15 protein-coding genes are annotated in these 13835 nt (G+C 64.1%); 14 read left to right on the top strand and 1 reads right to left on the bottom strand.

The features are described 5' to 3' along the window. The first annotated feature begins 8 nt into the window (after positions 1–8). From FH061_RS22940 to FH061_RS22900, 9 genes are all read left to right on the top strand, one after another. On the top strand, positions 9–1280 hold the full coding sequence (locus tag FH061_RS22940; RefSeq protein ID WP_151638167.1) for an aromatic ring-hydroxylating dioxygenase subunit alpha: 1272 nt from the start codon (positions 9–11) through the stop codon (positions 1278–1280). Position 1281: 1 nt separating this feature from the next. After that, positions 1282–1605: a non-heme iron oxygenase ferredoxin subunit gene (locus FH061_RS22935; RefSeq protein ID WP_151638166.1), complete on the top strand. Its 324-nt coding sequence runs from the start codon at positions 1282–1284 to the stop codon at positions 1603–1605. Beyond that, on the top strand, positions 1602–2819 hold the full coding sequence (locus FH061_RS22930) for an NAD(P)/FAD-dependent oxidoreductase (protein WP_151638165.1): 1218 nt from the start codon (positions 1602–1604) through the stop codon (positions 2817–2819). Before FH061_RS22935 ends, FH061_RS22930 begins: the two co-directional genes overlap by 4 nt. Before the next feature lie 161 nt (positions 2820–2980). Beyond that, positions 2981–3391 carry a nuclear transport factor 2 family protein gene (locus tag FH061_RS22925; RefSeq protein WP_151638164.1) on the top strand — a complete coding sequence of 137 codons (411 nt, stop codon included), beginning with the start codon at positions 2981–2983 and terminating at the stop codon, positions 3389–3391. A gap of 29 nt (positions 3392–3420) precedes the next feature. After that, positions 3421–4224, top strand: a complete 804-nt coding sequence (hpaH, locus tag FH061_RS22920) for a 2-oxo-hept-4-ene-1,7-dioate hydratase (RefSeq protein ID WP_151638163.1) — start codon at positions 3421–3423, stop codon at positions 4222–4224. Continuing rightward, complete coding sequence (gene hpaI, locus FH061_RS22915) at positions 4221–5033, top strand: 4-hydroxy-2-oxoheptanedioate aldolase (RefSeq protein ID WP_151638162.1); 813 nt, start codon at positions 4221–4223, stop codon at positions 5031–5033. The genes hpaH and hpaI overlap by 4 nt, the downstream gene beginning before the upstream one ends. A 24-nt stretch (positions 5034–5057) precedes the next feature. Continuing rightward, positions 5058–6530 (top strand): NADP-dependent succinate-semialdehyde dehydrogenase, encoded by a 1473-nt coding sequence (gabD, locus tag FH061_RS22910; protein WP_404822498.1) that lies wholly within the window; start codon positions 5058–5060, stop codon positions 6528–6530. A 58-nt stretch (positions 6531–6588) separates the two neighbouring features. Further along, the gene (locus FH061_RS22905) at positions 6589–7575 is read left to right on the top strand and encodes a Bug family tripartite tricarboxylate transporter substrate binding protein (RefSeq protein ID WP_151638161.1); all 987 of its coding nucleotides are present in this window, start codon (positions 6589–6591) and stop codon (positions 7573–7575) included. A gap of 96 nt (positions 7576–7671) precedes the next feature. Then, a complete protein-coding gene (locus FH061_RS22900) occupies positions 7672–8604 on the top strand; it encodes a LysR family transcriptional regulator (RefSeq protein ID WP_225984832.1) in 933 nt (310 codons plus the stop codon). 148 nt (positions 8605–8752) lie between these two features. On the opposite strand, the gene FH061_RS22895 is transcribed toward FH061_RS22900, so the two are convergent. Continuing rightward, positions 8753–9640, bottom strand: a complete 888-nt coding sequence (locus tag FH061_RS22895) for a DMT family transporter (RefSeq protein ID WP_151638159.1) — start codon at positions 9638–9640, stop codon at positions 8753–8755. Between the two features lie 202 nt (positions 9641–9842). Here FH061_RS22895 and FH061_RS22890 point away from each other — a divergent pair, with 202 nt between their 5' ends. The 5 genes from FH061_RS22890 to FH061_RS22870 all read left to right on the top strand — a co-directional run bounded on the left by FH061_RS22890 (position 9843) and on the right by FH061_RS22870 (position 13835). Further along, the gene (locus FH061_RS22890; protein WP_151638158.1) at positions 9843–10163 is read left to right on the top strand and encodes a non-heme iron oxygenase ferredoxin subunit; all 321 of its coding nucleotides are present in this window, start codon (positions 9843–9845) and stop codon (positions 10161–10163) included. 124 nt (positions 10164–10287) lie between these two features. Then, positions 10288–11154: a fumarylacetoacetate hydrolase family protein gene (locus FH061_RS22885; RefSeq protein ID WP_151638157.1), complete on the top strand. Its 867-nt coding sequence runs from the start codon at positions 10288–10290 to the stop codon at positions 11152–11154. Between the two features lie 17 nt (positions 11155–11171). Beyond that, complete coding sequence (locus FH061_RS22880; protein ID WP_151638156.1) at positions 11172–12173, top strand: ornithine cyclodeaminase family protein; 1002 nt, start codon at positions 11172–11174, stop codon at positions 12171–12173. 41 nt (positions 12174–12214) lie between these two features. After that, complete coding sequence (locus FH061_RS22875) at positions 12215–13312, top strand: cupin domain-containing protein (RefSeq protein ID WP_192805211.1); 1098 nt, start codon at positions 12215–12217, stop codon at positions 13310–13312. A gap of 25 nt (positions 13313–13337) precedes the next feature. Further along, positions 13338–13835, top strand: a complete 498-nt coding sequence (locus FH061_RS22870) for an aromatic-ring-hydroxylating dioxygenase subunit beta (protein ID WP_404822499.1) — start codon at positions 13338–13340, stop codon at positions 13833–13835.

Raw genomic sequence — 13835 nt, 5'->3', positions numbered from 1 at the left:
ACCGTATCATGTGTGAACACGACCACGACCACGCCGCCAAGCCGGCGGCCCAGGCCCCAATCACGATCCACCGCCGCTGGCCGGAAGAGGGCTTCACCCGGATCCCGAACTGGATCTATACCGACCCGGCGATTTTTCAGAAGGAGATGGACGTCTTCTTCGCCGGCAAGACCTGGAACTACATCGGCCTCGAGTGCGAGGTGCCCGAGCCGGGCAATTTCAAGCGCCAGTGGATCGGCACCCGCCCGGTGATCATGGTGCGCAAGGAAAACGGCGAGATCAACGTGATCGAGAATCGCTGCGCGCACCGCGGAGCGCAGATCTGCTGGAAGAACACCGGCACCGTAAAGGATTTCACCTGCCCGTATCACCAGTGGAACTACGACCTCGACGGCAACTTGCAAGGGCTGCCGTTCAAACGCGGCGCGCTCGGCAAGGGCGGGATGCCCAAGGATTTCAGCAACGAGGAAAACAGCCTCAAGAAGCTGCGCTCGGTCAACCGCGGCGGCTCGATCTGGGCCACGTTTTCGGACGACGCGCCGAGCTTCGAGGAATACTGCGGCCCCGAAGTGCTGGCCGAGATCGACCACATGTTCCCGGGCAAGAAGCTCACGCTGCTGGGCTACAGCCGCCAGCTCATCCCCAGCAACTGGAAAATGTACCTGGAAAACCTGAAAGATCCGTACCACGCGACGCTGCTGCACACGTTCTACATCACCTTCGGCCTGTGGCGCGCGGACTCGAAGTCGGAGAACATCCCGACCGGCGGCGGCAAGCACAGCGTGATGATCTCGCATAACGAGGGCAAGAAGGTGACCGAGGCGACGTCAGAGATGGGGCGCTTCCGGTCCGACCTCGAGCTGCTGGACAAGGAAACGGTCACACCGCGCCGCGAGTTCAATCGCGGCCGCGTCGGCGGCGCGTGGATCTTCCCGGCCGCGCAGATGGGCATCCAGGCCAATTCGCTCAAGACCCGCCACGTGATCCCGCGTAGCCCGACCGAGCACGAACTCGTGTTCACCTACTACGGCTACGCCGACGATGACGAGGAAATGCAGCGCCTGCGGCTGAAACACGCGAACCTGCTGGGACCGGCCGGCTTCGTGTCGATGGACGACAGCGAGATGCTGAACCAGATGCAGATCGGCGTGACCGGCTACCCGGAAGCCAAGGGCATCGTCGAGATGGGCGGGCGCGACACTGAACCGACCGATTACATGGTCACCGAAGTGCTGATCCGCGCGTTTTATCAGTACTACCGCGATGCGATGGGGCTGTGAGATGAGCGGCCATTGGATTCCGATTGCAAAGGTCGCCGACGTGCCGGAAGAAACCGGTACGATGCGGGTGATCCACGGCACCGAGGCGGTCTGCCTGTATCTGCTCGGCGATAAGGTTTGCGCAACCCAGGATCGGTGCCCGCACGGCAATGCGAGCCTGGCCGAGGGCTATATCGTCGATGGCATGATCGAGTGCCCGCTGCACCAGGGGATGTTTGACATCGCCACCGGGGTCGTCAAGACGCCGCCGTGCACGGTCAACCTGACGACCTATCCAGTCAAGGTGGAGGACGGGGTGATTTACTTGGAAGAGGGCGCGCGATGAGCCAGCAAACAATTGTGGTTGTCGGTGCCGGCCAGGCCGGTGCTTGGGCGGCCCGCACGCTGCGCAACGAGGGCTTCGCCGGGCACGTGGTGCTGGTCGGGTACGAGGCGCACCCGCCGTACGAACGCCCGCCGTTGTCAAAGGAGCAACTGCAACCCGATCCGACCCAAATGGACAGCTTGTTGTCGGCGGCCGAGATGGCCGATCTGGACATCGACTGGCTGCCGTCGCTCGCCTGTGTACGCATCGATCGTGTCGCCCGTCAGATCGTCCTGTCCAACGACGAGACGATCGGCTACGACAAGCTGATCCTGGCTACCGGTGGCATCGCGCGCGTCCCACCACTGCCCGGCATCGATGCCCCCTGCGTCCATACGCTGCGCACGCTGGACGATGCCCAGCGCCTGCGCTCGGCCCTGAAGCCCGGCGCGCACCTGCTGGTCATTGGCGGTGGCTGGATAGGGCTGGAGGTGGCCGCCTCGGCGCGTCAGCTGGGATGCAATGTGACGCTGGTCGAATCCGGCGCAACCTTGTGCGGGCGCACAGGATCACCCGCGCTGTCGGCCTATCTGACGGACCTGCACGCGTCGCACGGCGTCGATCTGCGCCTGTCATCCGGCGTCGCCGCCCTGGAAAACACCAGCAGCGCCGGCTGCAGAGCCGTGCTGGCGGATGGCAGCAGCGTGAACGTTCACCTCGTGGTGGTCGGGATCGGCCTGATCCAAAACGATGCGGTGGCGTCCCAGGCGGGGCTGGAGTGCGACCATGGCGTAATCGTCGATCGCCAGTGCCGCACCTCGGACCCCGACATCTTCGCCGCCGGGGATGTTACCGCGATGCGCGAGGACCAGGGACTGCTGCGGCTGGAGTCCTGGCAGAACGCCCAGGACCAGGGCATTGCCGCCGCGCGTGCGGTACTGGGGCAGGCGGTCGACTATCGGCCGGTGCCGTACTTCTGGTCCCAGCAGTACGACACGATGGTGCAGCTGGCCGGCCGCAGCGCGCCGGGGGCGATTCAGGTGACGCGCGGCGACGCCAGCCGGATGATGGTCGTCGATCTGACGGCGGACGGACGGGTGCTGTCGGCGATCGTCGCCAACAATCCGCGTGATTTTAGGACGCTGCGCAAGTTCGTGTCCGACGGCACCCGGATCGATGCCGGACGCTTCGCTGATCCGGCCATGCCGTTGGCCAAGCTCGCGATCGCCGCCTGATCGCCGCCCGGATCTTCTGCTGCCCGGAATAAGTGTTGTTCCAGTGCGGCGGTTGTTGGCGGTACGGCAATAAGGCACGATCAACGGCGGGCGTGTGCGCTCGTTTGCGCTCGTTTATTCGAACTAACTAGGGGCTAGCGCCCCGTGAAGGAGACGCTGCAATGACTTCCCACGAATACAACAACATCGCTGCCGTGGTCTACCGGTTCTTCGCCGGTCTGGACACCCGCCAGCATGCAATCTCGGCCGGCCTGATCGCCAGAGACGGCGTCTGGAACCGCGCCGGCATCGAACTGACCGGCCCAGATGGGGTGCTGGCCGCGCTGGACAAGCGTGATCCGAAGCGCCAGACCGCGCATATCGTGACCAACCTGTTCTTGGAGGACGCGACCGAAACCACCGCGCGCGTCCGCTTTTACATGAGCGCCTACGAGACCCACAACAGCGAGGACGGCAAGCCGGGCGCGCCCCAGTTTTTGGGCGTGCGCGCCTGCATCGATGAGCTGGTGATGGAGGACGGACAGTGGCGGATCCAGTCCAAGACCAGCCACCGCTTCCTGCCCGCCGAGTAAGCGCCCCTGCGCCCCCCAAGGAGACCGTTTTGCTTACCCCCGACATCATCGAGCAACTGGCCAGCGAATTCCTGCAGGCCGAACAGACCCGCACCCAGATAAGACAGATCTCGCTGCGCCATCCCGATATCACCATCGCCGACGCCTACGCAATCCAGAAAGCCTGGGTGCAGAAGAAGATCGACGCCGGTAACCCCTTGAAGGGTCACAAAATCGGTCTGACCTCCCGAGCGATGCAGCAGGCGGTCGGCATCAACGAGCCTGATTTCGGCGCGCTGCTGGAAGACATGTTCTTCCATGACGGCGACACTATCCCGACCGACCGCTTCATCGCTCCCCGTGTGGAAGTGGAACTGGCGTTCATCATGGACCGGCGCCTCGAAGGCCCGAACATCACGCTGTTCGATGTGCTGGACGCGGTGCGATATGTCACGCCGGCGCTGGAAATCATTGATTCGCGCTCGCACATGGTAGACCCGGAGACCAAGCGCACGCGCAAGGTGTTCGACACGATCGCCGACAACGCCGCCAATGCTGGCGTGGTGCTGGGCGGACGCCCTGTGCGCGTCAACGAGGTCGACTTGCGCTGGGTATCGGCGATCCTTTCTCAAAATGCGGTTATTGAGGAGACCGGGGTGGCCGCCGGCGTGCTGAACCACCCGGCGAATGGCGTCGTCTGGCTGGCCAACCGGTTGGCCGAGCACGGCGTAGCGCTAGAAAAGGGCCAGGTGATCCTCGGCGGCTCCTTCACCCGCCCGGTGTTCGCCAAAAAGAGCGACACCCTGTTCGTCGATTACGGCCCGCTGGGCGCCGTGTCCTGCCATTTCGGATGATGGCCATGGAAAACACCTTCAAGCGCGCGCTCGCGCAAAAGCAATCCCAGATCGGCCTGTGGCTCGGAATGTGCAGCGGCTACGCCGCCGAGATGGTGGCCGGCGCCGGCTTTGACTGGCTCTTGATCGACGCCGAACACGCGCCCAACACGCTGGATTCGGTACTGGCGCAACTGCAAGCACTGGCCCCGCACCCGGCGCACCCGGTGGTGCGCAGCGCCTGGAACGACATAGTCGAAATCAAGCGCCTGCTCGACGTCGGCGCCACCACCTTGCTGATCCCGATGGTGCAGAACGCCAACGAAGCGCAGCGCGCGGTGGCGTCGACCCGCTATCCGCCGCAGGGCGTGCGCGGTGTCGGCGCGGCACTGGCGCGCGCGTCGCAATGGAACCGCACGCCGAACTACCTGAAGCGGGCCAATGACCAGATCTGCGTGCTGGTGCAGGTCGAAACCGTTTCGGCGATGGCCGAGATCGAAGCGATCTGCGCGGTTGATGGCGTCGACGGCGTGTTCATCGGCCCGTCCGACCTGGCCGCCGACATGGGGCACCTGGGCGACCCCGGCCACCCGGATGTGCAGCGTGCGGTCGAGGATGGCATCCGCCGGATCGTCGCATCGGGCAAGGCTGCCGGCATCCTGATCGCCGACGAGGCGCTCGCGCGCCGTTACATCGAACTGGGCACCACCTTCACCGCGGTCGGCGTGGACACCACGCTCCTGGTTAAAAGTGCCGAGGCGCTGGCGCGCCGCTTCAAGGGTGAGGAAGCCCCGGCCCCGCCGAAAAGCGACGGCCCCTCCGTCTATTGATCCGCATTGATAAAGAGTAGAGACATGATGGCAAACGACACCGCAGCCCCGCCGCTGCACGACCCAACGCTGTTCAGGCAGGCCTGCTACATCAACGGCCAATGGTGCGCCGCCGACAGCGGCAAGACGATCCCCGTCACCAATCCCGCCACCGGCAAGACGATCGGCACCGTGCCCGCGATGGGTGCCGACGAGACCCGCCGCGCAATTGCTGCCGCGAACGCCGCCTGGCCGTCCTGGCGCGCCAAGACCGCCAAGGAACGCGGAACGATCCTGCGCCGCTGGTATGAGCTGATGCTGGCGCACCAAGAAGACTTGGCAATCCTGATGACGCTCGAGCAGGGCAAGCCGCTGGCCGAGTCGCGCGGCGAAATCGGCTACGCGGCATCGTTTCTCGAGTGGTTCGCGGAAGAGGCGAGGCGCGTCTATGGCGACACGATTCCTGGCCACCAGGCCGATAAGCGCATTCACGTCACCAAGGAGCCGATCGGGGTTTGCGCGGCGATCACGCCGTGGAACTTCCCGGCGGCGATGATCACCCGAAAGGCTGGACCAGCGCTGGCCGCCGGCTGCACGATGGTCCTGAAACCCGCGACCGCGACCCCGTATTCGGCGTTCGCGCTCGCGGAACTGGCCGAGCGCGCCGGCGTGCCGGCCGGCGTGTTCTCGGTGGTGACCGGCAGTGCCTCGGGGATCGGCGGCGAGATGACGTCCAACCCGCTAGTGCGCAAGCTGACCTTCACCGGCTCGACCGAGGTTGGCAAGATCCTGCTGCGCCAGTGCGCGGAAACGGTCAAGAAGACCTCGATGGAATTGGGCGGCAACGCGCCGTTCATCGTGTTCGACGATGCCGACCTGGACGCAGCGGTGGAGGGCGCGATCGCGTCGAAATACCGCAATGCCGGCCAGACCTGCGTCTGCGCGAACCGGCTGCTGGTGCAGGACGGCGTCTACGACGAATTCGCGCGGCGCCTGGTTGAACGCGTCAAGGCGTTGCGAGTTGGTTACGGCCTGGAGCAGGGCGTGACGATCGGCCCGCTGATCGACGACAATTCCGTCGCAAAGGTGCTGGAGCATGTCGAAGACGCGGTACAAAAGGGCGGCCAGCTGGTGCTGGGCGGCCAGCGCCATGCGCTCGGCGGCAATTTCGTCGAGCCGGCGGTGATCACCGGCGCCACCCCGGACATGAAGATCGCCCACGAGGAAACCTTCGGCCCGGTCGCCGCGCTGTTCCGGTTCACCACCGACGCCGAGGCGATCGCGATGGCCAACGACACCGAGTTCGGACTGGCCTCGTACTTCTACGGGCGCGACATCAGCCGCATCTACCGGGTCGCCGAAGGCCTCGAGTACGGAATCGTCGGCGTCAATACCGGGCTGATCTCGACCGAGGTCGCGCCATTCGGCGGGATCAAGGAATCCGGGTTGGGCCGCGAAGGCTCGCACTACGGGATCGACGACTACCTGGAGTTGAAGTACGTCTGCCTGGCCGTGTAACCGATATTAAAAACAGGCCGGCACAGACCGGTCACCCCAATCCAAGAGGAGCAAAGCAATGATGAGTACTACCCGCCGTGGCGTGATCGCCGCTATCGCCGCGACCGCCGTGCTGGCCGCGGCCCCGCTGGGCGCGTTCGCGCAGTCTTATCCGGACAAGCCGATCCGCCTGGTGGTACCCTTTCCGCCGGGCGGCGGCGCCGATACCCTGGCGCGCCTGGTGATGCAGCGCGTGTCGGTCGATCTCGGACAGAACATCGTGATCGACAACCGCCCCGGCGCAGGTGGCAACCTGGGGGCGCAGATCGTCGCCAAGAGCGCGGCCGACGGCTACACGCTGCTCTACGGTACCAATGGCACGCACGGCATCAACAAGTGGCTGTACAAGCAGATCGGCTATGATCCGCAGAAGGACTTCCAGCCGGTAACCAAGATGACCCGGATCGCGGCGATGATGGTCGTGCGTAACGACTTTCCCGCGAAAACGATGGCCGAACTGCTGGCGCTGGTGAAAGCCAACCCCGGCAAGTATACGTTCGCCTCCGCCGGCAACGGCACGACCTCGCACCTGTCGATGGAAATCCTGAAGCAGACCGCAGGCCTCGACATCCAGCACATCCCGTACCGCGGCGGCGCGCAGGCGCTCGCCGACCTGATGGGCGGGCGCATCGACATGATGCTGGACGTGATGCCCAATACCGCGCCGCAGGCCAAGGCCGGCCGCGTGCGGCCACTGGCGGTGTCGTCAGCCAAGCGGCTGGAAAGCCACCCGGATTTGCCGACGATCGCCGAGTCCGGGATCGCCGGCTTCGACGTCGTCGCCTGGGACGGCATCTACGCCCCGGCCGGCACCCCACGCCCGATCGTCGACCGGCTGAATGCATCGATCATCAAGGTGCTGAAGGAGCCGGAGCTGCGCAAGAACCTGATCGAGCGCGGGTCGGAGCCGATGGCGGGCACCCCGGAAGAGCATGCGGCCTACATCGAAAAGGAGTTGCAGATGTGGAAACCAGCGGTCGAAAAGTCCGGTGCCCGCATCGACTGATTGCAACAGCCTCCGACAACTTTGCTCCGACCCAACAGGATTTATGCAAAGATACACCGCAAGGATTGAAGGAGACAGCAGGAGATGGCCAGCGTGATGACCCAGTTCATGGAAGCGACGGCGCAAAGCGCTAGCATTTTCGAGGACTTGACCACGCTGCGCATTTTTGTGCGCACGGTCCAGGTTGGTAATTTTTCGGAGGTCGCCCGGCGCATGGATGTCACGCCCGCGATGGTCAGCAAGCGCATGGCCGCGTTCGAGGCCAAGGCGGGGCAGCGCCTGTTCAACCGCGACACCCGGCACCTGATGGTCACTGAGGTGGGCCAGATGCTCTACGAGCGCGCAATGCGGGCGCTGCTCGAACTGGACTTGGCGGCTGAGGAGATGTCGTCGATTCAGGATACCGCGACCGGCCACCTGCGGCTGACCGCGCCCGCGATGCTCGGGCAGGCGGTGATCGCGCCGCAACTGCCCCGGTTCTTGCGCGACAACCCGCTGCTGTCGGTCGACATCAACTTCTCGATGGAGAAGCTTGACCTGTACAAGGGACGCATCGACGTGGCGGTGCGCATCGCCGATGTCATCGACCCAGGAATGATCGCCATCAAGCTGGCGCCGTACAGCCGGGCGTTTTGCGCGTCGCCGGACTACCTTCGCCAGTATGGCGTGCCGTTGGTCCCGGAAGACCTGATGAACCATAGCTGCCTGATCACCCGCGGTTCGAGTCTGAATACGCGCTGGCCGGTCAAGCGCGAGGACGAGATTGGCCACGTTCATGTAAAGGGTAACTTCACGACCGACAACGGCCAAGCCGGCCTGCTCGTCTGCCGTGCCGGACTGGGCGTCATGATGTGCCCGCGCTGGATGGCCGAGGATGACTTAAAGCGTGGCACTCTGGTCGAGATACTGGCAGACTACCTGCCGGACAACCGCGCCGTCTACGCGGTGCTGCTGCAGCGCACCGGCACCTCCGCCAAACTGCAAACCGCAGTCGACTTCCTCAAGAACTGCTTCGCCGGCATGCGCTAGCGGTAAACCAGGTTCATGGCCCCATCTCGTCTCGACGACGGGCGCGGGGCAAGGCCACAGCCTGGTTGCCACGCACATTGCCGGCGCGTCCGAAGGCGCTGCCACCGGCCCTTGACGACGCGTCGCAATCATAACGCCCGATCCGCGCCTAAGCCTGCGTGGCCTTGTCGGCTGCCCGGCGGCGTTCCGCGACGATGCTGTAGAGATTGCCGCCCAAAATGCAGGCCGCACCTACGAAGAGCAGTCCCTGCAGCGGCTCACCGTAGAACGCCGCGCCAACGACCGCGATCAAGGGCAGGCGCAGAAAATCCATCGGGATCACCACGGTTGCATCGGCCAGTTTCATCGCCCGCGCCAGGCAGTAATGCGTGATCAGCCCCATGCTGCCGGCCAGCAAGATTAGCGGGACCTGCACCAACGTGGGCGTCACCCAGTGCATGACCGACGGCACCAGACCCAGCGGGAGTTGGATCAGCGACATGTAGAACAGGATGCTCAGCGGCGTCGACACCGGCGACAGCTTCTTGGTCATCACGTACGACAGCGAGAACGCCACTGAGCCCATGAGGACCGCGAGGGCCGCCGGATGCACGGCACCGGTGTCCGGGCGCACGATGATGAACACGCCGGTTAAGCCCAGCACCACCGACACGATGCGCGGCAGGGTCAGGCGCTCGCCGAGGATCACCGCGGCCAGCAGCGCCGACCAGACCGGCGCGGTGAACTCGATCGCAAACACCTGCGCCATCGGGATGAAGGCGATGCCATAGATCCAGCCGTACTGGCCGCCAAAATGGCTGATGTTACGCATTAGGTGCTCGCCGAGGTGGGCCGTTCTAATCTGGTGCCAGCCGTACTTGTTCAGCAGTAGCGAGATGATCATCAGCCCCAGAACGCTGCGGAAAAACAGGATCTGAAAGACCGAGAGGGTTGCCGAAAGGTGGCGGGCGGCTAGCGCCATGGCTACCAACGAGAGCAGGGCGCCGCCCATCCAGAGTGCGGCCCGCGTGGTGGGATGCCAAGTTGAAGGTGTCACGTTGAGTCCTTTTCTTGTTGGGAGGCCTGCATCCGGCCCACCAGTCTCCGCCTGCAATTATGACATCGGCGAGCCGCGTCCACCGTTCCGTTACGGAAAAGCTCTTTTTCCGTGAGGTGCCTTGTCCGGCCGCGGCGCTTCTTGCACGATGGCGGCAACCATAGCCGTGCAGGCCGCATGGCGAATAACAAAGGAGACCGACATGAGCGAACAATGGCGCGACGTGTGCGCAGTGGAAGCAATTGACGAAGAGGTGCCGCTGGCCGTGTCGGTGGACGGCCGTGAAATCGCGCTGTACCGGATCGACAGCCAGATCTATGCGACCGACAACCTGTGCAGCCACGGCAACGCGCGGCTTTGCGACGGCTACCTGGAAGGCCACGAGATCGAGTGCCCGCTGCACCAGGGGCGCTTTGACGTGCGCAACGGCCGCGCGATGTGCGCACCGCTGACCGCTGATATCCGGATCTACCCGGCTAAAACTGACGGCGACCGGGTGTTGCTTAACATCATGCCGGCGTAGGCCGCCGCCTGATCGGATTCGGAACAGGTGCTGTTCCGGCGCCGGCATTGCCGCACCCGATCTCCTGGCGCACACTGAACGAAATAAAAATACGAACGACCGCACCGCAAGCAGGAGACTTCACATGAAACTGGTCAGCTATATCGACCGCCGCAAGGTTGACCCGGCGCCCTCGTTCGGCGCGCTGGTGGGCGCCAGCATCATCGATCTGTCCACGACCGACATTAGCACCGTGCGCGACGCGCTGACGTTCGGCTCTCTGTCGACGCTGGCCGAACAACTGGAGGCGCAGCGCGGCAAAGACAAATCTGCCGTGCCCCTGGAACATGCGACGCTGCTGCCCCCGGTGACCAATCCCGACAAGATCCTCTGCGTTGGCCTGAACTACCACCTGCACGCGAAAGAGGCAAACATGCCAATCCCGGCTCGCCCGTCGGTGTTCGTGCGCTTTGCGTCATCGTTCGCCGGGCCCGATCAGCCGGTGCTGCGCCCGCTTGAGTCGGAGCAGTTCGACTACGAGGCCGAGCTGGCGGTCGTCATCGGACGTCCCGCGCGGCGCGTGACCGAAGCCGACGCAATGCAGTATGTGGCCGGGTATATGTGCATGGCCGAGAACTCGATCCGCGACTGGCAAAAGCACGCCACGCAAGCCACTGCTGGGAAGAACTTCATGCATTCCGGTGCGCTCGGGCCTTGCCTAGTCACCGCCGACGAAGCGCCCGGCCCGGACGAGATGCAAGTCGTCGGACGACTGAACGGTGAGGTAGTGCAGGACGACAGCGCCTCCAACATGATTTTCACGGTCGCGCAGATCATCGCCTACCTGTCCACCTTCACTGAGTTGTTGCCCGGAGACATCATTGCTACCGGGACGCCCGCCGGCGTGGGTATGTCGAAGAAGCCGCCGTGCTACCTGCGCAACGGCGACGTGTTTGAGGTCGAGATCACGGGCTTGGGCGTGCTGCGCAACCCCGTCCACAACGAATCGTAATTTTTACAGGAGTAATTATGAGTCAATCTGCGATCTGGCTAAGCGAAGCCGACGTCGCATCGCTGGTGTCACTGAAGGACACGCTGGGCGTGCTGGAGGCCGGCGTGCGCGAGTTGGGCGAGGACACCGCATTCAACATCCCGAAGGCGTTGGCCAATTTCCATGACGCGTCGTCGCTGCATTCGCTGGGCTCGGTCATGCTGGGCGCAGGCGTCTGCGGTTTCAAGAACTGGATCAACACGCCGCAGGGTGCCAAAGCGCTGTTCATCCTGTTCGACGCCAACGAGGGACGGCTGCTGGCAATGATGGAGGCGAACTGCCTGGGCCAGATGCGCACCGCGGCGATGACGGGTCTGGGCACCAGGTGGATGACGAACCCGGACGTGCGCGAGATGACGTTGATCGGCACTGGCCGCCAAGCGCTGGCGCAAGTCGCCGCGGTGCACCTGGTGCAGAACCTGAAGCAGATCCGGATTTGGAGCCCGACCGCCGAAAAACGTCAGGCGTTCTGCAAGGAAGTAGCCTCGCAGTTCGATATCGAGGTGATCGAGTCGAAGACGCTGGAAGAGGCGACCGAGGGCGCACCGATCGTCACCACGGTAACCCGCGCCCGCGAGCCGTTCCTGAAATCATCGATGCTCGCCCACGGCGCCCACCTGAACGCGGTCGGCGCGATCTTGCCGCACAGCGCCGAGTTCGAGCAGGAAGTGTTCGAGCGTGTGGGTTTCATCGGCGTCGACGACGTGCCAAATGCGAAGAAGGCTTCGCGCGAGCTGATCGAGTACTTCGACAAGGGAGCCGGCGCCGGCAACTGGGACCGCGTGCGCCCGTTGGGCAAGATAATTGCCAATGGTGAAAAAGCGCCGGCTGGCTGCGACATCACGCTGTTTAAGTCGATGGGTATGGGCATTTCCGACCTGACGGTCGCCGCGCTGGCCTACCGCCGGGCAAACGAACGTGGCATCGGCGAGCCAATACCGCTGGTGGCCAAAGCACCGGTCCGCTGGACCGACAAGTAATCTTGGGCGACCCGCCCCCCACACAACCGATGGAGACAGCAATGGACAATGGCATCACCCTCGTAGATATAAGCTACCAGTCGCCGCGTGAACAGGCGTTCTGGCAGACCGTGGTACTCCCGCGCGCGGCCATCGAGGCCGAGGTCGAGCGGCTGGCCTCGATCGCACGGCCGGCCAACGGCCGCCGCGCTGCCTCGGTCAATCACCCGATGAATACCGGTCCGGTGCCGTGCTTTGCGCCCGGGATCGACGTAGCCATCATGGTGTTGAAGCCGGGCGAGGAAACCACCCCCGACCTGCGCAATTCAAGCCGCGTCGACATATGCATCCGCGGCACCGGCGTCGTCAAGACCGGCAACAAGGAATTCCGCGTGGAGAAGTATGACGTCTGGAACACGCCGTCGATGCAGCCGCAGGTAGTGCGAAATGACGGCCAGGACCTGATGGTGCGCCTGTCCTACAGCAATGCGCCGCTGCTGGAGCGGCTGGAGGTGCACTATGTGAACGAGAATCCGCAGATCGCGGGCCAGAGCGATGAAGGTCGTGAGCTGGCGGCCAACCAGCGCCGCGCGCGCGAAGCGTCGAAACCGATTCCGATCGGTAGCGATGGGGCGCAGATGCTGGGCTACGAATGGCTGGTCGACATCGACACGATCGACTCCAAAGCGCTGCACTGGCCATGGAAGGAAGTCGAGCCGCACCTGGGCAATGTCTACAGCATGGACCTCGGTTACACCGGCCGCCACCTGTACGTGCTGTACAACCCGGCCACTGAGCGCCGTATCGGCACATCGCCGAGCTTCTTCGCGACGATCGCCAAGCTGCCACCCGGTAAAGTCGACAAGCCGCACCGCCACACGTCGGCGGCGATCAACTACATCATGTGGGGGCACGGCAAGAGCGCGGTCAATGGCCAGAAGATCGAATGGCAGGAAGGCGACCTGCACTTCTCCGCCCCCGGCTGGTCGATCCACAACCACGCCTCGCGCGAGCAGGGCTTCATGGCGCTGACGATCCAGGACCATCCGCTCCACATCGCCAACGAGTCGCTGCTGTGGCAGGAGACGATGAAGTCGCCGATCCTCAAACTGGGCACCGACTATGGGATCCAGACCAACCTAGCGACGGTCGCGGAGTAAGCCGATGAACAACCGCATCGAACTGATCGTCGCGCCGGTGGCGCCCAGCGTCGAGACCGCCGCGTTGGAGCAGGAAATCCGTCGGCTGTACGATGAGGTGGCAGACCTGCTCGACCAAGACGAGGTCGAGCGCTTTCCCGACTACTTCATCGACGATTGCGTCTACCAGGTCGTGTCGCGCGAGAACTACTCGGAGAACCTGCCGCAGGCGGCGATCTACTGCGACGGCATCGGCATGGTGCGTGACCGGGTGATCGCGCTGCGCGAAACCCAGGTCTACGTGCCCCGGACTTGGCGCCATTTCATCAGCGGGATCCGGATCACCGCGATCGATGACGGCGCAGTCCACGTGCGCGCGAACTTCATGCTGACTGAAGCGATGTCGGACGCCGACCCGACGCTGTTTTTGGTTGGCCAGTACCTCGACGTGCTGGTGCGCGACGGCGAGCGGCTCAAGTTCAGGCAGCGGCTGGCGGTCTACGACAACCACCACGTCCACCGTTCGCTAATCGTGCCGGTCTAA

The sequence above is a fragment of the Noviherbaspirillum aerium genome (assembly GCF_008929045.1).
Classification (GTDB): domain Bacteria; phylum Pseudomonadota; class Gammaproteobacteria; order Burkholderiales; family Burkholderiaceae_D; genus Noviherbaspirillum; species Noviherbaspirillum aerium.
This window is presented reverse-complemented; position numbering and strand designations above follow the sequence as displayed.